Origin of the sequence: Kitasatospora sp. NPDC096077 (assembly GCF_040303245.1) — a bacterium.
In the GTDB taxonomy this organism is placed as follows: domain Bacteria; phylum Actinomycetota; class Actinomycetes; order Streptomycetales; family Streptomycetaceae; genus Kitasatospora.
This window is the reverse complement of the sequence record NZ_JBEOSV010000023.1, coordinates 94,887-112,073: the sequence shown is the minus strand read 5'-3', so window position 1 is coordinate 112,073 and position 17,187 is coordinate 94,887. Positions and strand designations below refer to the sequence as shown.

Here is a 17,187-nt window from a genome sequence, read left to right as displayed (position 1 = left end):
CTGGACGCCTGGGGTGAGGACCTGGCCCTGATGCGCCCGGCGCCGGACGAGACGGCCGGCGACGCCTTGGCGATCCCGGTCCACGTGCGGGACCTCCGGCTCCAGGACCTCCCGGCCTGCGCCTGGTCCGGTTCCGCCCTGCATCTGCGCAGCGTCGAGCGGGAGTTGGCGCGTGCCGAGGCGGGCGAGGTGGACTATCTGGCGGTGTGCACCCCCGCCGACCTCCCGGTGGCGATCGGTGGCGTCGACTACCGGGCCGTCGAGGACGCCGGCTACCTGTGGCAGCTCGCCGTGCACCCCGCGCTGCAATCGCTGGGCCTGGGCACGCTGTTGATCCGTGCGGCGGAGCAGCGGATCCTGGCACGCGGCCTGCGCCGGGCCGAACTCGCCGTGGAGGAGGGCAATCCGCGGGCCCGGGCGCTGTACGAGCGGCTGGGCTACCTGGCGTATGGCGGCAAGCCCGACGCCTGGGACGAGGAGGGGCCGGACGGGGAGATCCGCCGGTACGAGACGATGTGCGTGCTCATGCGGCGGGAACTCGCCTGAACGTGAGCCAGTGAACGTGAGCCAGCAGGCGACCACCGGATCCGAGGAGCCCCGCATGTCCCCGACGCACCAGGAGATCTTCCAGCGCTACGTCCACGCCGGCGCGATCACCGCGAACGCCGACGCCCTCGCCGAGCTGTTCACCCCGGACGGCGTCTTCGAGGCGCCGCTCGTACCCGAGGGCGGCGACTTCCCCCGGCGGACGGTCGGCCGCGAGCAGATCCGCGCGGCGATGGCGGCGTACTACGCCCGGCAGACGGGCGGCGGCCGGGTGCCCAACCTGGAGAAGTCCGGGTACGTGCTGCACACCACCGCCGACCCCGACGTCTTCATCGCGGAGATCGACACCTTCTTCGACCCCGACGAGACCGTCTCGCTGGTCCAGATCTTCCGCGTCCGCGACGGCAGGATCGCCCACCTGCGCGACTACTTCACCCCCGGGCTGGTGAGCTCCGAGACACCGTGACGGGGGCGGTAGCCGAGCACCGCACCCGCCCGCGCGGACACGTACACCCGGTCGACGGAGGTGGGCAGCGCCCAGCCCCGCCGGGCGAAGCCGGCCGCCACCTCGGGGAGCCGCCCGGTGATCAACCCGGCCGGGTCGTACCGCAGTCGCTTGAGGTCCTCCTCCAGCCACGGGTACGGCCCGGCGACGTTCAGGACCCCCTCCGCGTCGCCCTCGACGGCGAGCAGGTGGGCCTCGGCGACGTCGGCGAGGGCCACACCCCGGTAGAGCCGGTGCCGGGCCTCGACCTCCGGCGGCTCGGGGAAGCAGCGGGCGATCCGCAGGCAGACCGTGCTGAGCCCGCCCTCCGCCCCTGCGTCGAGCACCAGGCGTTCGGCCGCGAGCTTGGTCTCGTCGTAGACGTCGCGCGGGCGGGGCGCCACCTCCTCGGTGATCCAGACCGCCCCGTCCACCGGCTCCAACGCGTGCCCGTACACCGAGGTCGAGCCGGTGTAGACGAAGCGCCGCACCCCTGCCGCCGTTGCCGCGGCCAACAGCTCCCTCGTCGCCCCGACGTTCACCTCGTGGAACTCGGCGTCCGGACGCACCCCGACGTGCGGCGCGTGCAGCGCGGCCGTGTGGACCACCGCCCCGACCCCGTCGAGCGCACCGCGCCACGCCGCGGAATCGCGCAGATCGGCCACCACGGACGTCTCGGCGGACGGCAGCCGGTCGACCCCGACCACCGTTCGCCCCGCCGCCCGCAGCCGGCGCGCGATCGCCGAACCGACCAGTCCGGCACTGCCGGTGACCAGGACCCGCATCATGAAGCCTCCCCAGGTGAACGAGGCTTCGAGCCTACGAGCTCGGGGGTACCCCTGACAGAAGATCAGGGATCATCGACGGTCCGACCCTGATGATCCCGGCGGTCGACTTCGGAAGACTCCTCCTGCGGGCCGGGGAAACGCTTCACCGGCCCGGACGACGAACAGTCTGGAGAAGCAGAACCCGTGAACGCCTACCCGCACCGCACCCGTTGGGCCGTTGTCGCCGCCGCCGGCGCCCTGGCGGCCGCGCTGACCGTCGGTGCGGGCACGCCCGCCCTCGCCGCGGCGCCCACCGCCACCGCTTCGGCCCTTCCTCCGCTGGACCCCGCCGCCGTCCGGGCCGCCCTCGCCCAGCGGCCCGCCGCCGACGTCTCCGCCGCCTTCGTGCGGATCACCGGCTCCGGCGGGCACTTCGCGGGCAGTTCCGCGGAGGACGGGATGACCGTGGACGCCTCCGGCCGGTTCCGGATCGGGTCGATCTCGAAGATCTTCACCGCCACCGTCGTGCTGCAACTCGCCGGCGAGGGCCGGATCGACCTGGACGCCGACGTGCGCCAGTACCTTCCGGACTTCCCCTATCAGGGCGTCCGGGTCGGCCAACTGCTCAACCACACCAGCGGATTGCCCAACGGCGACAACGGGCCCTGGGGCGACGGCAGCACCGGCTGGTTCGAGACCCACCGCCTGGACTCGTTCACCCCGGAGCAGGTCATCACGACCATGGCCGGCGAGCCGCTCGGCTTCACGCCCGGCACCGAGCAGCAGTACAACGGCATGAACACCTTCGTCGTCGGACTGATCGTCGAGAAGGTCACCGGCCACCGCTACGCCGACGAGCTACGGCAGCGGATCATCCGGCCGCTCGGCCTGCACGACACCGCCCTCCCGGACGGCGACGACCCCGCGCTGCGGCACCCCGCCACCCACCCGTACCTGACCGTCCCCGACGCCGACGGCGGCTCGCACCGCGCCGACGTGACCGAGCAGAGCCCGTGGCCGTGGGCCGAGGGCGGCATGATCTCCAGCGCCGCCGACCTGGACCGCTTCCTCACCGCGCTGTTCCGGGGCCGGCTGCTCCCGGCGTCCGAGCAGGAGCGGCTGTTCACCGTTCCGGACGTGCCGGTCGCCCCGCACAACAACCACTGCCCGGGCGGCAAGGCCTGCATGAGCATGGGTCTGGAGCGCCTGCAGGCGAACGGGGTCACCGCCTGGGGCAAGACCGGCTCCCGGCCCGGCTCCACCAGCGGGGTGTTCGCGACCCGCGACCTCTCCCGCAAGGTGGTCTACTCGGTCGACCCGACCGCCCTGAACGGCGCCGAGACGCCGTACGTGCTCGGGCTGGTGGCGGCGGGCTTCGGCCTGAAGTCCGTGGCCTGACGAATCGCCGTATCGGCTCGCATGAGCTCCTCCGCATGACCACCGAGGCCCCCGCGCTCCCGCGCAGGAAGTCGGCCCCGTCGACTTCCTGCGCGCCTCCGCCACTGTGACGAGCTCCGGTGCCCCGGTTGGCTCGCGCGGGGGAGGGTGATGCGCCGCGCGGTGGAGGCGGGGGAGGGGCGCCGCCCGCGAGGCTGGCCGCATGCTGAAGAACATTCCGGTCGGAGACACCGAACGCCCCGCCCCCCGTTGGGCGTTGCGCCTCGCCAAGGCCCTCCCGTTCATCGTGCTGCCGCACTGCCTGTGGCGGCTGCCGTTCGCGTTCGGCTTCGAGATGGGCACGGTCGACCCGGCCCGTGCGCCCATGCCTTGGTGGGGCACCCCGTACGTGTTCGGCCTCAGTCTGACCACCGAGGCGCTGACCATCCTCACCCTCGGACTGGTCAGCGGCTGGGGCGAGGTGTACCCGCGCTGGGTGCCGCTGCTGCGCGGCCGCCGGGTGCCGCCGCCGGTGCCGCTCATCGCGACGCTCCTGGGCGGGCTGACCCTGTTCGGCCTGTTCGGGCTGCAGCCGCTGGCCTGGGTCGGGCTGCTGGACGAGGTCGGGTTCAGCAACGGCTGGTGGGAGGCGCTGGCCCGGGTCTGCATCGGCCCGGCGATGCTCTGGGGGCCGATCACCATCGCCCTCGGCCTCGCCTACTACCGCCGTCGTACGGCTCGCACCGGCTGAACCACGACGCACACCGGACCGGCCCGCGCCCTCCCCGAGCCGGCCCGCACCCTCTCAGGACCGGCCCGCACCGGAGCCGCCGAGGGGCCCCGAGAAGAGCTCCGGGCGTCGCCGGTGGGGCTGGTTCCGGGGTCGTTCCGCGCAGTAGCCGCGGTTCAGTGGTCCCGGTAGTACTCGCCGACGGCCGCGAAGGCCTCCTTGGGCTCCCAGGGCAGCAGGCCCGGCCGGTCCCCGGGCCGGTCCTCGCCCACCTTCACCAGGCCGTAGCTGGCCAGGTCGAGGTCCTCGCGCGGGTCGCCGTCCGGGCGGTGGACGAAGTCGTACAGCGCGAAGGTGAAGACGAAGGCGGCGTCGATCCCGCCGGCGTCGAAGGCCGCCAGCAACTCCCGTACGTACGCGGCCTGGCCGGCCTCGTCGCGCTCGTGGACGCCGGTCAGCCGCACCGGTCCGTCGGCGTCGTACTCGACGATCTCCAGGCCCATCGCGCCCCGGTCGCCCGCGCCGCGGTAGGTGGCGGAGCCGAACTCGGTGACCGCGACCGGCTTGCCCCCGGTGGTCTCCTGGCCGGTCAGCCCGCGGACGCCGCCGGCGAAGCGGTCGGCGGTCGTGGCGTCGCGGTACAGGTCGAGGGAGATCAGGTCGAAGGGCTCCCAGTCGACCCGTTCCAGCGGGACGGCGGCGTAGCTGACCGGGCCGCCGAAGTGGGTGCGGACGGTGGCGACGGCGGTGCGCAGAAAGGCGTTCACCCGGCCGCTGACCGCGCCGAGGTGCTCGCGCACCGCCTCCGGCCGGGCGAGCAGCGCGATCCGCTCGTCCGTGCTGTCGCCGGGCAGGAAGCCCGGGTTCATCAGGCTGAGCTCGGCCCCGGTCAGGAACACCACCTCGGCGCCGGTCCGCCGTAGCCGCTCGGCCCGCCGGGCGCAGTCGGCGAACAGCTCCAGCAGCTCTTCCTGTGCCAGCTCCAGAGGGTACGGCGAGTACCAGATCTCCAGGCCGAGTTCGGCGGCGAATCCGGCGGCCAGCTCGATCCGGTCCGGGTCGCCGCCCATGATCCGCACCGCGTTGCAGTGCAGATCGTCCCGGATGATCCTCAATTCCTCTCGGACGAGCTCCGGTTCGAATCGCTTGCGGGAGCACACCCCGCCTCGGACGAACCCGGTGTCGTAACTGATTCCCTTGATGCGCATGAGTCCCTGCCTTGTGGCGAGTCGGCGGATCGGAACAGAATTTACGGTACGAGCAGTACCGTAGTTGCCGTCACCACGGGATGGCAAGAAGGATGGGGCGGCACACGGGAGAGGACGGGACCATGGCCGGGCAGACACGGCGGCGCGGGGCGGCGCTGGAGGAGGCGATCCTGCACGCGGCGGTCGCCGAGCTCACCGAGTCCGGCTTCGCCGGGCTGACCATGGACCGGGTCGCCGCCCGCGCGGGCACCAACAAGAACGCCATCTACCGCCGCTGGCCGAACCGCATCGCCCTCGGCATCGCCGGCTACAAGCGGCTCGCCGAGGCCGCCCCGCTCCCCGACACCGGCGAACTGCGCGGCGACGCCCTGGAGTTGCTGCGCCAGGCGAACCGGCACTGGAGCTCCCCGCTCGGTGCCGTGCTGCGCGAACTGATGGCCGCGGCGGGCGGCGCCACCGAGTTCCTGGCGCAGCTGCAGGACCAGTCCGGGGACGCCGCGGCCGCGCCCTGGCTCACCGTGCTGGGCCGGGCCGTCGCCCGCGGCGAGGCGGCGCCCGAGGTGCTGCACCCGCGGGTGGCGACGGTGGCGATGGTGCTGCTGCGCAACGAGTTCGTGGTGCGGGGGGTGCCGAGCGCGCCCGACGACGTGCTGGTGGAGATCGTGGACGAGGTGTACCTGCCGCTGGTCCGCCGCCGCGGGGCTTAGCTCCTCGTGGCCGGTCCCGGTGCGTCGTTCCCGGTGACCAGGGTGTCCGCCAGTCGCTCGGCGACGGCCGTGTCCAGCGGGCCGTGGCCGAGCAGGAAGCGGTACCAGAACACCCCGTAGACCTGGTCCACGATCAGGTCCAGGTCGGCGTCGCCGGCCAGTTCGCCGCGCTCGCGCCCGCGGGTGAGCAGTTCGTGCAGCGCGCTGCGCCGGGTCTCGGTGAAGGTCCGCATCAGGTCGGCCAGGTGCGGGTCGCGGGCGGCCTCGCGGGCGACGGTGCGCAGCGCGGACGCGGTGGTGCTGCGCTGGGCGGCGTCGAAGGTGGTCTCGATGAAGGCGCGCAGGTCGGTGCGCAGGGCGCCGGTGTCCGGGTGGTCGGAGACGTCCCGGTCGGCCCGGTCGGTGAGGGCGTCCAGCAGGACCGCGCCCTTGGAGGGCCACCAGCGGTAGACGGTCTGCTTGCCGACTCCGGCCGTACGGGCGATGGCGTCGATGGTGACGGGCGTGCCGTCGGACTCGGCGAGCAGGTGGAGGGCCGCGTCCAGGATCGCCCGGTGGGCGGCCTCGTTGCGGCGGCGGCCGGTGTGCGGGCGCGCGGCCTGCGGATCGTCGGCCTGCGGGTCGTCGGTGTCGCTCATCGTGGGTCCCTTCTCGCTGCCCCCGTGCTCCTTGCCCCCGGTTGACAAGACTAACAGTCTCGACAATCATCATTACCGGAACTGCCGGTCTCGACAAGTTCTCGTACCAGCCGGAAAGGCACCACCATGAGCACTGCATCGAACCTCTTCGCCGGACACCGCGTCGTCGTCATGGGCGGCAGCTCGGGCATCGGTGAGGCCACCGCCACCGCCTTCGCGGCGGACGGGGCCGAGGTCGTGATCACCGGCCGCGACCGCGAGAAGCTGGACGCCGCCGTCGCCCGGATCGGCGGGAAGACCAGCGGTGCCCAGCTCGACGCGACCGACCCGACCGCCCTGGCCGCCTTCTTCGCCGAGGCCGGCACCGTCGACCACCTGGTCGTCGCGGTCAGCGGTGCGGCCGGCAGCGGCCCGTTCGCCCAGCTCGACCTGGCCGACCTCGCCCACGGCTTCGACGCCAAGTTCTGGCCCCAGGTCCGGGTGCTGCAGGCGGCCCTGCCGCACCTGCGCAAGGACGGCTCGGTCACCCTGATCACCGCCGCCTCGGCCCGCTCCGCCTTCCCCGGCACCGCCGGACTGGCCGCCATCAACGGCGCCCTGGAGGCGATGGTCCCGCCGCTGGCCGTCGAGCTCGCCCCGCTGCGGATCAACGCCGTCTCGCCCGGCGTCATCGACACCCCGTGGTGGGACCGCGTCCCGGCCGAGCAGCGCACCGCCCTCTTCGACGGCCTGGCGGCCACCACCCCGGTCGGCCGGGTCGGCCGCCCCGAGGACGTCGCCCGGGCGATCCACATGTTCGCCGCCAACACCTTCGTCACCGGCGTGGTGCTCGACTGCACCGGCGGGGCGAACCTGCCGACCGGTCGCTGAGTGCCCCTGGGGCGGTGGCTACGACACCTGAGCCGTAGCCACCGTCACCACTTTCACCACTCCGCCACCCGGTAGTCCTTGAGGAACACCCCCGACACCGGATGCCCCGCCTCCCCGCGCACGATCGGGTCGTACACCCGGGCCGCGCCGTCCACGATGTCCAGCGGGGTGCGGAACCCCCGGGCGGCGATCCGGGCCTTGACCGGCGCCGGGTTCTCGTCGGTGATCCAGCCGGTGTCCACCGCGCACATGTGCACACCCTGCGGGGCGAGTTCGGCCGCGCTGGTGCGGGTGAGCATGTTGAGCGCGGCCTTGGCCATGTTGGTGTGCGGGTGGCGCGCCGTCTTGTTGCGGACGGCGAACCGGCCCTCCACCGCCGTGACGTTGACGATGTAGCGGGCGGGGCGCGGGGAGGCGAGCAGCAGCGGCAGCAGTCGGTCGCAGAGCAGCGCCGGGGCCAGCGAGTTGACCAGCTGGGTCTCCAGCAGCTCCGCCGGGTCGAGCGAACCCAGCGTGGCGGACCAGGAGTTGGTGGGGGCGAGGTCGGGCAGCAGTCCGGCCTCGTCGGTGAGGTCGATCAACGCCCCTGCCCCCGAGGGAAGTTGGGCGACATCGGTGAGCGGCCGGAACCCGGGCGCATGGGCGATCGCCCGGCGGTCGGCGCCCGGCAGGGCGGTCGACTCGCCCGCCGCCAGCAGGGCGTAGGACTCCGGCGGGCGGCGCAGGGTCTGCGCGGCGTTGTTGACCAGGATGTCCAGCGGTCGCCCGTCGGCGCGGAGTTGCTCGGTGAGGCCGAGGACCTGGCGCGGGTCCCGGAGGTCGATGCCGACCACGGTCAGCCGCTCGAACCAGGCCTCGCTGCCCTCGGCGGCGCGGAAGCGGCGGACGGTGTCCTGCGGGAAGCGGCTGGTGACGATCAGCTCGGCGCCGTCCCGCAGCAGCATCAGCGCGAGCTGGAAACCGATCTTCACCCGCCCGCCGGTGAGCAGCGCGCGCCGTCCGCGCAGGTCGGTGGAGAGTGCGCGGCGGGTGGTGTTGTCGGCCGAGCAGTCCGGGCAGAGCGCGTGGTAGAAGGCGTCGACCTGCTGGTACTGCTGCTTGCAGACGTAGCACCGGCGGGGCACCTGGAGCTCTCCGAGCGGTCCTCCGGGGGCCGGGGCGAGCGGGGTGTCCTCGCGGCGGTGCCGGGCGCCGGTCGCGGTGGCGGCGAGCAGCTCGACGTCGGCCTGCCGGACGGACTCCTTGGCCTCCTGGCGGCGGCGTTTGCGGCTCTCCATCACGAAGGAGCTGAGCTGCCGCTCGGCGTGCAGCCGGGTGCGGTCCTGGGCGGGGAGGGCGCGCAGTCGGCCGAGGGTGCGGCTGAACGCGGCGAGTTCCTCGGGGGAGACGGCGGCCGCGCAGGCGGTGAGGTCGGCCGCGCAGGCGGCACCGCTGGTCGGCGTGATGTCGTTGATCAGCTGATGATGGTCGTCCCGGACCGTCATGTCCGCCCCCTCGTTTCGTACAGGTGGGAGGGACAGTAGTGGACGATCCGGGACGATGAGATGCCAATTTCTGCCGGGGGCCGGGTCGGGCGTCGGCTGGGCGTCAGCCGCAGTCGGGGGTGATCGAGGCGACCCGGCGGCCGTCCAGCTCGTGCGGCCCGAACTTGTCGAGCTCCTGCTCGGCGCCGCCGAAGTTGGGCTGGTCGTTCAGCCGGATGATGCAGCCGAAGTCGTCCGGCAGGGGGTCGACGGCCGAGCGCGGGAAGATCGGCGGCTCGATGTCGTCGATCTCGCGCAGGTTGAAGCCGTCCTTGGTGATGTGGGCGTCCTCGTTGAACAGCAGGCGCCCGGTCATGTGCGGGCCCTCCCACAGGCAGAGGTGCCCCTTGGGACACCGTGCGGCGGTCGGCATCGCGTGGGCGGCGGGGGCGGTGGCGGCGGCCAGCCCGAGGGCGGCGGAGCAGGCGAGGGCGGCGCGGAGCAGGCGGTGGCGCACGGGGGACTCCCATCTCAGCAGGGGTGGTCACCGTCCGTGTGGACGGCGCTACCGCATGCTAGATGGTTCCCGTTCGAACGGTTCGCACCACACGCGCTTTCCGGACGCGGGTACGGCCGTCGGTTCACGCGCGGGCCCCGAACGCGACGGGGTGCCGGCGGCCCCCCGGCCTGCCGGCACCCCTGATCACTCGTCGCGTCAGCCCGTGTACTTGCTGAAGATCTTCGCGAACTCGTACGGCTGCTGCGTGATGTTGGTGCACTTCGCCAGCGAGCCGGTGCAGGCGTTGGCGTCCCGGGTGGCGTCCCAGAAGGCCAGCAGGCCGAGGTGGTTCTGCTGGGCGAAGGTCGTCAACTGCTGGGCGGCGGCCTGGTTGTAGATCTGGTGGTCGTCGTTCTCGCCGATCATCGGGGTGACCCCGACCATGGCCCACAGCTGGGCGTCGGTCTTCGCCGGGTAGAGCGCCTTGAGCTGGCCGAAGGTCGACTGCGCGGCCTGGACGGCGGCGTTGCCGTAGTCGCTGCCGGTGCGGTAGTAGTCCATCGCCATGATGTTGACCAGGTCGAGGTTGACCCCGGCGTCCCGGGCGGACTTGACGATGGCGACGCCGTCGCTGGTCAGGCCCTCGGGCAGGACGGGCAGGGTGAGCGAGACCTTGAGGCCCGGGTGGGCCTGCTGGAGCTTGGCGAGCGCGGCGGAGCGACGGTCGTTGGAGGCGGTGTCGGCGACCGCCGCGCCCTCGATGTCGTAGTCGACGTAGCGCAGGTTGTAGGCGTTGACCACCGCGTCGTACTCGGTGAACAGCGAGTTCACGTCGGTGCAGGCGGCCGCGAGTTCGGTGCCGGCCGCGCCGCCGAAGGAGAGCTTGACGTCGCCGCCGGCCGCGCGCAGCGCGTCGACCTGGTCCTTGGCCCAACCGGTGCGCGGGTCATAGGCGTTGAACCAGCTGGCCTTGCAGCCGACGCCGGTGACGAAGCCCATGCTGTAGCCCTTGACGCCGCCCGCCTTGGCCATGTCGGGCATGGACGGGGTGGGCCAGGCGCCCATGTCGATGTACGGGGCGACCGGCAGCGCGACGTTCGGCGGCGGGGTGGTCGGTCCGCCGGTGGGGGTGCCGCTCGGCGGGGTGGTGGGCGGGGTGGTCGGCCCGCCGCCGGGACCGTAGAGGCTGACGTCGTCGGCGAGGTAGGCGCCCTGCCCGTACCAGCCGTGCAGGTAGACGGTGACGCTGGTGGTGCTCGGGCCGGTGGTGAAACTGGCGTTCAGCTGCTGCCAGTTGGTGCCGCCGGGGGTCCACACGGCGGGGTCGGTGACACCGTTGCCGGTGGCGCCGAGGTAGACGTACTGGCCCTGTACCCAGGCGCTGAGGGTGTACGTGGTGTTGGGCTGGACGCTCACGGTCTGGCCGCACTGCGCGGTGTCGCTCGCGCTCGCCGCCCCCTTGAGGGCGTACGTCCCGCTGTGCGCGCCGGAGTTGACGATGCTGCCGGTGGTGCCGGAACAGCTCCACGGGTCGAGCGCGCCGCTCTCGAAGCCGCCGTTGGCCAGCAGGTTGGCGTCGGCGGCGCCGGCGTTCCCGGCGAGGGTGGCGAGGCCGCCGGCCGCGAGCGCGGTGGCGGCGGCGAGGCTCAGCAGTTTCGTCCGGGTGGAGGCCGGGCGGCGGTGGGTGGGGGCGTGCTGGAGCGCGCTGGGCATGGGGGTCGCCTCTCGGGACGTGGGGCCGCCCGCGCCGCGAAGGGGGGAGACGCGGGGCGGGCGGCAGCATGGGGGCCGGTCCGGTGCGGGGAGGAGCGCGGTGCTGAGGATCAAACTGGACTAGACCAGCTGTGCACGTCAAGCACTTCCCGGCTACCGGGGGCCTTCCGAGGGCAGGTTTTAGGGCGGGTTTAAGGAGCCGTCTCCCCTAAGGCGTGTCTGGCCCCCCGATCAGTTGCAGCAGGGCTTGCACTCCTTCACCCGAACGTCGTCCAGCACCGGTCCGAAGGCGCCCCCGACGGTGCTCTGGAAGGTCAGCGTGGTCGAGGAGTTGTATGCGACGAAGGTGAACTGCCGTCCCACGTAGCCCATCGCGGCCTTGGTCTTGCCGGTGACGTCGAAGCTGAAGTCCTGGAAGTCCTGCCCGTCGATGAGCGCCTTCCCGGTGCGCACGGCGGGTCCGCCGCCGGGGTTGCCGGCCAGCGCGTAGCTCACCGAGTAGGTGGCGCCGGGGGTGGTGGAAAAGGTCTGGGCGATGGTGCCGGGAGCGTTGCCGTTGAGGTCGATGGACTGGTCGCCCTCGGCGGCCTGCCAGAAGCCCGCGCCGATCAGGTCGATGCTGCCGCCGGTGATCTGCCACGGGCCGATGGTCTGGCCGGCGACCAGGTCGGTGAAGTTGTTCGCCGGGGCCTTGGGGTACTCGAAGCTGCCGTCGTCGAAGCGGCTGACCGCCCGGTGCCCGCCGGCCGCCTGGGCCGGGGCGACCAGCGAGACGGTGGCCAGTGCGGTGGTGGTGGCGACGACGAGGGCGAGGGCGGCGGCGCGGGTGCGCGAGAGCGACATGAATTCCCCAAGTTCCGTGATGGTCGGCCGAGATGATCGGCCGCATGATCGGTCGAGATGATCGCGTGCGGACCGAGCGTCGACCGTCGCGGCGAGCCCTGCCAAGACCGGACGGGCGGCGCCCGGTGGTGTGGGGTGTGCGGCGGCGCGCCCCTTCGCGCCGGTTTGCGCGGCGGGTCGGCCGGGGCCCGGCCGTCGGGGCCCGGCGGACCGTCCGGCCGCGAACCTCCGGGGCCGACGCCCGGGTTCCGGGGCCCGGTGGTGAAAATGGAGGCGCACGCCCCGTACGCACCCCTAACCTGGCCCGATGACCATACGAACGGCGGCCGGTGACCCCTTCGGCGGGCCGCGGATCCTCTTCCTCGGCGACTCCTTCGTCCAGGGCCTCGGCGACCCGGAGTTCCGCGGCTGGGTCGGCCGGGTGCTCCAGGCCGCCGCCCCGGACGCCACCGCCTTCAACCTCGGGGTCCGCCGCGACACCTCCACCCAGGTGCGGCGGCGCTGCTGGGCCGAGGTCGAGTCCCGCACCCTGCCCGGGGCCGACCACCGGCTGGTGCTCTCCTTCGGCGCCAACGACGCGATCGAGCAGGACGGCGGCCCGCGGGTCCGGCCCGCGGACACCCTGGCCAACCTCGTCGCCCTGCTCGACGGCGCCCGGGAGCAGGGGATCGCCGCGCTGGTGGTCGGCCCGCCGCCGGTGGTCGGCGGGGGAGCGGCGCACCTGGGCCGGCTGACCGCGCTCGTACCCGGACTGGCCGGGACCTGCGCCGGGTTCGGGGTGCCCTTCGTCGACGTCACCGGGGCGCTGGCCGCCGACCCGGTCTGGACGGCCGAGGCCGCGGCGGCGGACGGCGCGCACCCGGGCGCGGGCGGCTACGCCCGGCTCGCCCGGCTGGTGCTCGACGGCGGCTTCGGCGACTGGGTCCGGAAGCCGGCGGGGTAGCGGTTCCGGTACGTGTTCCGTCAGGCGTTCCGGCAACTCTCCAAGGGACTTGATCGTTCATCAGATCTGATCAACTCCCCGGATCCGGTCGAGTGCGACGCTCGACCGACTGCGGGACCAGCCGGAAACCAGACAGGAGTACCGTCATGCGCAACGCCCCGTTCGGCAGCAACGGCCCGGAGGTCGGTGTCATCGGCCTCGGCTGCATGGGGATGACCTTCGCCTACGACGTGGGCAACCGGGACGACGAGAAGTCCGTCGGCGTGATCCGCCAGGCGCTCGACCTCGGCGTCACCCTGATCGACACCGCCGACATGTACGGCCCGTACACCAACGAGGAGGTGGTCGGCGCCGCGCTGGACGGCCCGTACCGCGAGCGCGCCTTCCTGGCCACCAAGGTCGGCATGGTCCCGGGCGCGGTGGGCTCGGACGGCGCCCGCGACGGCAGCCCCGAGCACGTGCGGCGCTCGATCGACGACAGCCTGCGCCGCCTGCGCACCGACCACCTCGACCTCTACCAGCTGCACCGGGTCGACCCGGCCGTCCCGATCGAGGAGACCTGGGGCGCGCTGGCCGAGACCGTCCGGGCCGGCAAGGTCCGCCTGATCGGGCTCTCCGAGGTGTCCGTCGAGGAGATCGAACGGGCCCGGGCGGTGCACCCGGTGGCCTCGGTGCAGTCCGAGCTGTCGCTGTGGACCCGGGACGCGCTGGCCGAGGTGCTGCCGTACACCGAGGAGCACGGCATCGCCTTCCTGCCGTACTCACCGCTCGGCCGGGGCTTCCTGACCGGGAACATCACCTCGCTCGACGAGCTGCCCGAGGACGACTTCCGCCGCCGGCTGCCGCGCTTCCAGCGGGACGCGCTGCAGGCCAACCTGGAACTGGTCGGGAAGGTCCGGGCGATCGCCGAGCGGATCGGCGCCACACCCGCGCAGGTCGCCCTGGCCTGGGTGCTGGCGCAGGGCCGGTACGTCTTCCCGATCCCGGGCACCAAGACGCCGCGCTACCTGGTGGACAACGCGGGTGCGGCCGCGGTCGAGCTCTCGGCGGCCGACCTGGCCGAGCTGGACGCGCTGCCGGCCGCGGAGGGCGGGCGCTACCACTGACCCGGGGTGCGGGGCCTGACCCGGGGCGCGGGCCTGAGCCGGGCGCGGGGCCGCCGGTGATCCGGGGCCTCAGCGCTCCTTGATCCACACCAGCTGCCGTCCGGTCTCCGCCGGAGCCCGGACGGAGGCCTCGGCGACCCGGTCCAGCCGGTAGCCGAGCTTGCGCGGGACGGCCGCGCTGGCCGCGTTGGCCCGGTCGCAGCGGATCTCCACCCGGGCGATCCCGGGCAGCGCCAGCGCGGCCTCGGTCAGCGCCCCGGCGGCCGTGGTGGCGATGCCGCGGCCGACGTGCCGGGCGGCGACCCAGTAGCCGATCTCCAGCGCGCCCGGGCCGATCCGCCCGTGCAGCCCGAGGGCCGCGACCACCCGGCCGGGCGCCGCGTCCAGCTCGGCCAGGTACATGAAGTCCGTCCCGGCCTCCCAGGCGGCGGTGCCGGCCCGGGTCAGCTCGGCGGTCCGGGCCCGGCTGGGGGCCTCGGCCGCCCACTCCATCCAGGGCCGCAGGTGCTCCAGGTTGGCGCGCACGGCCCGGTTCAGGGCCGGTGCGTGGGTGCTGCGGCGGCGGTGCAGGGACAGGCCGCCGGGCAGCCGCAACAGCTCGGGCGGCCGCCCGGTGGTCATCTCCGGCGCGGCCCGGAGGGGCTCGCAGGACTGCGACTGTGCGGGGCTCATGGCCGCGATTATGTCCTTGGCCCGAACCTGCCACATCCGGACGGAGACGCATCCGGGGCCCCTCCGACCGGCGGGTGCGGCCGCTGCGCCCGGCGCGTCAGAGCCGGATCATCACCTCGTCGAGCTCCTTGCGCCGCAGGTCCGGGACGCGCGCCCCCTCGGCCGGGTAGCCGACCGGGATGACGTAGGCGGCGCGCTCCTCCGCCGGGCGGTCGCACACCTCGTTGAGGAACCGCATCGGGCTCGGCGTGTGGGTCAGCGTCGCCAGCCCGGCCTGGTGCAGCGAGGCCAGCAGCAGCCCGACCGCGATCCCCACCGACTCCTTGGTGTAGTACGGGCGGGGCGAGTGGGGGCCCTTGTGCACCTCGAAGACCACGATCACGGCCGGCGCGTCCTCCAGGAACGGCTTCTGCCAGTCGGTGCCGATCGGCGCCAGCGCGGTCAGCCACTCCTCGGAGGCCCGGTGGCCGTAGAACTCGCGCTCCTCGGCCTCGGCGGCCTCGCGCAGCAGCCGCTTGCGCTCCGGGTCGGTGATCACCACGAACCGCCAGGGCTGCACGTGCGCGCCGCTGGGCGCGGTGCTCGCGGTGCGCACCGCCCACTCGACCACCCCGTCCGGGATCGGCCGGGTGCTGTAGTCGCGGACGGTCCGGCGCTGCGCCATCACGTCGTGGAAGGCCTTGCCACGGGCCTCGGCCTGGTGGGCCGGCACCGTCATCGGGGCGAGCGGGACGGTCGGGTGGGGCGTCCCCGCCGCTGCGCTGTCAACCATGTCAACCATGGCCGACAGCACAGCACATGACGGCCGCCCCGGGAAGAGGTCGAGACCAATTCCCGGGGCGGCCGTCATGTGCTCAGGGGCTGCGGGGGTTACAGCTCGTGCACCCGTCCGTCCCGGACCTCGATCCGGCGGTTCACCGCGACGGTGTCCAGCATCCGCCGGTCGTGGGTGACCAGCAGCAGGGTGCCGGTGTACGAGCCGAGCGCGGACTCCAACTGCTCGATCGCGGGCAGGTCCAGGTGGTTGGTGGGCTCGTCCAGCACCAGCAGGTTGACCCCGCGCGCCTGCAGCAGCGCCAGCGCGGCCCGGGTGCGCTCGCCGGGGGAGAGGGTGCCGGCCGGGCGCAGCACGTGCACCGCCTTGAGGCCGAACTTGGCCAGCAGGGTGCGCACCTCCTCCTCGGTGAGCTCCGGCACGGCGGCTGCGAAGGCGTCTGCCAGCGGCTCGCCGCCCAGGAACAGCCCGCGCGCCTGGTCCACCTCGCCGACCACCACGCCGGAGCCCAGCACGGCGCTGCCGCCGTCCAGTTCGAGCCGCCCGAGCAGGGCGGCCAGCAGCGTGGACTTGCCCGCGCCGTTGGCACCGGTGATGGCGACCCGGTCCGCCCAGTCGATCTGCAGGTCCACCGGGCCGAAGGCGAAGTCACCGCGCCGGGCGACCGCCCCGCGCAGGGTCGCGACCACCGAACCGGAGCGCGGCGCGGTGGCGATCTCCATCCGCAGCTCCCACTCCTTGCGCGGCTCCTCGACCACGTCCAGCCGCTCGATCATCCGCTGGGTCTGCCGGGCCTTGGAGGCCTGCTTCTCGGTGGACTCGGTGCGCTTCGCCTTGGCGTTCTTGTCGTTGTCGCCGCCCTTGCGGCGGGCGTTGCGGACGCCGTGCTCCATCCAGTTGCGCTGCATCTGGGCCCGGGCCTCCAGCGAGGCCTTGGTGTCCGCGTAGTCCTCGTACTCCTCGCGGGCGTGCCGACGGGCCACCGCCCGCTCCTCCAGGTACGACTCGTAGCCGCCGCCGTACAGGTGGACCTGCTGCTGGTGCAGGTCCAGCTCCAGCACCTTGGTGACGGTGCGGGCCAGGAACTCGCGGTCGTGGCTGATCAGCACGGTGCCGGCGCGCAGGCCCTTGACGAACGCCTCCAGCCGCTCCAGGCCGTCCAGGTCGAGGTCGTTGGTGGGCTCGTCCAGCAGGAACACGTCGTAGCGGGAGAGCAGCAGCGAGGCCAGGCCGGCCCGGGCGGCCTGGCCGCCGGACAGCGCCGTCATCGGCAGGTCGAGGGAGACCTTCAGGCCGAGCGAGTCGGCCACCTCCTCGGCCCGCTCCTCCAGGTCGGCGCCGCCGAGGTCCAGCCAGCGGTCCAGGCTCGCCGCGTAGGCGTCGTCGGCGCCCGGGCGGCCCTCGACCAGGCCCTCGGTGGCCTCGTCCAGCGCGGTCTGGGCGGCCGACACGCCGGTGCGCCGGGCCAGGAAGTCGCGCACCGACTCGCCCTCGCGCCGCTCCGGCTCCTGCGGCAGGTGGCCGACGTTGGCGCTCGCCGGGCTGAGCCGCAGCGAACCGCCCTCGGGGGTGTCCAGCCCGGCCAGCAGCCGCAGCAGGGTCGACTTGCCGGCGCCGTTCACGCCGACCAGGCCGATCACGTCGCCGGGGGCGACGACCAGGTCCAGGCCGGTGAAGAGGGTGCGTTCGCCGTGGCCGGCGCTGAGGTCCTTGACTACGAGTGTGGCGCTCATGATGCAGCCGATTGTAGGAGGAGCGGGGGCGGCACCGGAAAAACCAGGGGGGGGGGGGGGCGCGCGCGCGGCGGGGCTCCCCCCCCCCCCCCCGGCCCCCACCGACCGGCGCA

18 protein-coding genes are annotated in these 17,187 nt (G+C 73.5%); 8 read left to right on the top strand and 10 right to left on the bottom strand.

The features are described 5' to 3' along the window. Window positions 1-30 precede the first annotated feature (30 nt). Window positions 31-546, top strand: a complete 516-nt coding sequence (locus ABTZ03_RS21285) for a GNAT family N-acetyltransferase (RefSeq protein ID WP_350514628.1) — start codon at window positions 31-33, stop codon at window positions 544-546. A 55-nt stretch (window positions 547-601) separates the two neighbouring features. Next, window positions 602-1,012: a nuclear transport factor 2 family protein gene (locus ABTZ03_RS21280; protein ID WP_350514594.1), complete on the top strand. Its 411-nt coding sequence runs from the start codon at window positions 602-604 to the stop codon at window positions 1,010-1,012. Here the strand turns inward: ABTZ03_RS21280 and ABTZ03_RS21275 are convergent. Continuing rightward, entirely contained in the window at window positions 973-1,818 is an 846-nt protein-coding gene (locus ABTZ03_RS21275; protein ID WP_350514593.1) for an NAD-dependent epimerase/dehydratase family protein, read from the bottom strand. The two genes, ABTZ03_RS21280 and ABTZ03_RS21275, sit on opposite strands and share 40 nt — an antisense overlap. Window positions 1,819-2,001: 183 nt before the next feature. Here ABTZ03_RS21275 and ABTZ03_RS21270 point away from each other — a divergent pair, with 183 nt between their 5' ends. Next, the gene (locus ABTZ03_RS21270) at window positions 2,002-3,195 is read left to right on the top strand and encodes a serine hydrolase domain-containing protein (RefSeq protein WP_350514592.1); all 1,194 of its coding nucleotides are present in this window, start codon (window positions 2,002-2,004) and stop codon (window positions 3,193-3,195) included. 202 nt (window positions 3,196-3,397) lie between these two features. Continuing rightward, window positions 3,398-3,925: a hypothetical protein gene (locus ABTZ03_RS21265; protein ID WP_350514591.1), complete on the top strand. Its 528-nt coding sequence runs from the start codon at window positions 3,398-3,400 to the stop codon at window positions 3,923-3,925. Window positions 3,926-4,080: 155 nt separating this feature from the next. Here ABTZ03_RS21265 and ABTZ03_RS21260 read toward each other — a convergent pair whose 3' ends face one another. After that, a complete protein-coding gene (locus ABTZ03_RS21260; protein ID WP_350514590.1) occupies window positions 4,081-5,112 on the bottom strand; it encodes a glycoside hydrolase family 113 protein in 1,032 nt (343 codons plus the stop codon). 122 nt (window positions 5,113-5,234) lie between these two features. Here ABTZ03_RS21260 and ABTZ03_RS21255 point away from each other — a divergent pair, with 122 nt between their 5' ends. After that, window positions 5,235-5,819: a TetR/AcrR family transcriptional regulator gene (locus ABTZ03_RS21255; protein ID WP_350514589.1), complete on the top strand. Its 585-nt coding sequence runs from the start codon at window positions 5,235-5,237 to the stop codon at window positions 5,817-5,819. Here the strand turns inward: ABTZ03_RS21255 and ABTZ03_RS21250 are convergent. Further along, complete coding sequence (locus ABTZ03_RS21250; RefSeq protein ID WP_350514588.1) at window positions 5,816-6,457, bottom strand: TetR/AcrR family transcriptional regulator; 642 nt, start codon at window positions 6,455-6,457, stop codon at window positions 5,816-5,818. The two genes, ABTZ03_RS21255 and ABTZ03_RS21250, sit on opposite strands and share 4 nt — an antisense overlap. Before the next feature lie 126 nt (window positions 6,458-6,583). Here ABTZ03_RS21250 and ABTZ03_RS21245 point away from each other — a divergent pair, with 126 nt between their 5' ends. Further along, window positions 6,584-7,327: an SDR family oxidoreductase gene (locus ABTZ03_RS21245; RefSeq protein WP_350514587.1), complete on the top strand. Its 744-nt coding sequence runs from the start codon at window positions 6,584-6,586 to the stop codon at window positions 7,325-7,327. A 53-nt stretch (window positions 7,328-7,380) separates the two neighbouring features. Here the strand turns inward: ABTZ03_RS21245 and ABTZ03_RS21240 are convergent, their stop codons facing one another. From ABTZ03_RS21240 to ABTZ03_RS21225, 4 genes are all read right to left on the bottom strand, one after another. After that, the gene (locus ABTZ03_RS21240; protein WP_350514586.1) at window positions 7,381-8,811 is read right to left on the bottom strand and encodes an SDR family NAD(P)-dependent oxidoreductase; all 1,431 of its coding nucleotides are present in this window, start codon (window positions 8,809-8,811) and stop codon (window positions 7,381-7,383) included. Window positions 8,812-8,914: 103 nt separating this feature from the next. After that, complete coding sequence (locus ABTZ03_RS21235; protein ID WP_350514585.1) at window positions 8,915-9,307, bottom strand: peptidase inhibitor family I36 protein; 393 nt, start codon at window positions 9,305-9,307, stop codon at window positions 8,915-8,917. A gap of 198 nt (window positions 9,308-9,505) precedes the next feature. Then, window positions 9,506-11,002, bottom strand: a complete 1,497-nt coding sequence (locus ABTZ03_RS21230; RefSeq protein ID WP_350514584.1) for a carbohydrate binding domain-containing protein — start codon at window positions 11,000-11,002, stop codon at window positions 9,506-9,508. A 231-nt stretch (window positions 11,003-11,233) separates the two neighbouring features. Next, window positions 11,234-11,845, bottom strand: coding sequence for a choice-of-anchor C family protein (locus ABTZ03_RS21225; protein ID WP_350514583.1), 612 nt, complete (start codon window positions 11,843-11,845; stop codon window positions 11,234-11,236). Window positions 11,846-12,152: 307 nt separating this feature from the next. On the opposite strand from ABTZ03_RS21225, the gene ABTZ03_RS21220 reads away from it, so the two are divergent. Both ABTZ03_RS21220 and ABTZ03_RS21215 read left to right on the top strand, forming a co-directional pair. Then, window positions 12,153-12,788 carry a GDSL-type esterase/lipase family protein gene (locus ABTZ03_RS21220; protein WP_350514582.1) on the top strand — a complete coding sequence of 212 codons (636 nt, stop codon included), beginning with the start codon at window positions 12,153-12,155 and terminating at the stop codon, window positions 12,786-12,788. 146 nt (window positions 12,789-12,934) lie between these two features. Next, complete coding sequence (locus tag ABTZ03_RS21215) at window positions 12,935-13,894, top strand: aldo/keto reductase (RefSeq protein ID WP_350514581.1); 960 nt, start codon at window positions 12,935-12,937, stop codon at window positions 13,892-13,894. A gap of 69 nt (window positions 13,895-13,963) precedes the next feature. Here the strand turns inward: ABTZ03_RS21215 and ABTZ03_RS21210 are convergent, their stop codons facing one another. The 3 genes from ABTZ03_RS21210 to ABTZ03_RS21200 all read right to left on the bottom strand — a co-directional run bounded on the left by ABTZ03_RS21210 (window position 13,964) and on the right by ABTZ03_RS21200 (window position 17,074). After that, window positions 13,964-14,566 (bottom strand): GNAT family N-acetyltransferase, encoded by a 603-nt coding sequence (locus ABTZ03_RS21210; protein WP_350514580.1) that lies wholly within the window; start codon window positions 14,564-14,566, stop codon window positions 13,964-13,966. A 97-nt stretch (window positions 14,567-14,663) separates the two neighbouring features. Next, a complete protein-coding gene (locus ABTZ03_RS21205; RefSeq protein ID WP_350514579.1) occupies window positions 14,664-15,338 on the bottom strand; it encodes a nitroreductase family protein in 675 nt (224 codons plus the stop codon). Between the two features lie 98 nt (window positions 15,339-15,436). Further along, complete coding sequence (locus tag ABTZ03_RS21200; protein ID WP_350514578.1) at window positions 15,437-17,074, bottom strand: ABC-F family ATP-binding cassette domain-containing protein; 1,638 nt, start codon at window positions 17,072-17,074, stop codon at window positions 15,437-15,439. Window positions 17,075-17,187: the final 113 nt, after the last annotated feature.

Bases quoted from the DNA above. Each gene is read 5' to 3' on its own strand.
- ABTZ03_RS21285 (WP_350514628.1), top strand. From the start codon at position 31: ATGCGCCCGGCGCCGGACGAGACGGCCGGCGACGCCTTGGCGATCCCG.
- ABTZ03_RS21280 (WP_350514594.1), top strand. From the start codon at position 602: ATGTCCCCGACGCACCAGGAGATCTTCCAGCGCTACGTCCACGCCGGC.
- ABTZ03_RS21275 (WP_350514593.1), bottom strand. From the start codon at position 1,818: ATGATGCGGGTCCTGGTCACCGGCAGTGCCGGACTGGTCGGTTCGGCG.
- ABTZ03_RS21265 (WP_350514591.1), top strand. From the start codon at position 3,398: ATGCTGAAGAACATTCCGGTCGGAGACACCGAACGCCCCGCCCCCCGT.
- ABTZ03_RS21260 (WP_350514590.1), bottom strand. From the start codon at position 5,112: ATGCGCATCAAGGGAATCAGTTACGACACCGGGTTCGTCCGAGGCGGG.
- ABTZ03_RS21255 (WP_350514589.1), top strand. From the start codon at position 5,235: ATGGCCGGGCAGACACGGCGGCGCGGGGCGGCGCTGGAGGAGGCGATC.
- ABTZ03_RS21250 (WP_350514588.1), bottom strand. From the start codon at position 6,457: ATGAGCGACACCGACGACCCGCAGGCCGACGATCCGCAGGCCGCGCGC.
- ABTZ03_RS21245 (WP_350514587.1), top strand. From the start codon at position 6,584: ATGAGCACTGCATCGAACCTCTTCGCCGGACACCGCGTCGTCGTCATG.
- ABTZ03_RS21240 (WP_350514586.1), bottom strand. From the start codon at position 8,811: ATGACGGTCCGGGACGACCATCATCAGCTGATCAACGACATCACGCCG.
- ABTZ03_RS21230 (WP_350514584.1), bottom strand. From the start codon at position 11,002: ATGCCCAGCGCGCTCCAGCACGCCCCCACCCACCGCCGCCCGGCCTCC.
- ABTZ03_RS21225 (WP_350514583.1), bottom strand. From the start codon at position 11,845: ATGTCGCTCTCGCGCACCCGCGCCGCCGCCCTCGCCCTCGTCGTCGCC.
- ABTZ03_RS21220 (WP_350514582.1), top strand. From the start codon at position 12,153: ATGACCATACGAACGGCGGCCGGTGACCCCTTCGGCGGGCCGCGGATC.
- ABTZ03_RS21215 (WP_350514581.1), top strand. From the start codon at position 12,935: ATGCGCAACGCCCCGTTCGGCAGCAACGGCCCGGAGGTCGGTGTCATC.
- ABTZ03_RS21210 (WP_350514580.1), bottom strand. From the start codon at position 14,566: ATGAGCCCCGCACAGTCGCAGTCCTGCGAGCCCCTCCGGGCCGCGCCG.
- ABTZ03_RS21205 (WP_350514579.1), bottom strand. From the start codon at position 15,338: ATGGTTGACAGCGCAGCGGCGGGGACGCCCCACCCGACCGTCCCGCTC.
- ABTZ03_RS21200 (WP_350514578.1), bottom strand. From the start codon at position 17,074: ATGAGCGCCACACTCGTAGTCAAGGACCTCAGCGCCGGCCACGGCGAA.